1 protein-coding gene is annotated in these 218 nt (G+C 54.1%); it reads left to right on the top strand.

Annotated elements, in window-relative coordinates; all coding sequences use genetic code 11:
- The coding region (locus ACH63V_RS18245; protein ID WP_396464339.1) for a hypothetical protein at positions 1-218 on the top strand (218 nt) is incomplete at both ends.

Below are 218 nucleotides of genomic sequence, written 5' to 3'. Positions count from 1 at the left end.
ACTGTGAGCTTCCCTGATGGCACAACAGCAACAGTCGTTGCAGGCCCTGATGGTAAGTGGACAGCGCCAAACCCAGGTGACTTGCTTGATGGTCAAATAGTGACTGCGACAGCGACTGACCCAGCAGGTAACCCATCATTACCAGGTACAGGCACTGTAGATGCATTGGCACCGACCGTTGCCTTGAGTGACGTGTTAACCAACGACAGCACACCTGC

Source organism: Acinetobacter sp. ABJ-A23_2, assembly GCF_044538765.1.
Lineage (GTDB): Bacteria > Pseudomonadota > Gammaproteobacteria > Pseudomonadales > Moraxellaceae > Acinetobacter > Acinetobacter nosocomialis_A.
This window is presented reverse-complemented; position numbering and strand designations above follow the sequence as displayed.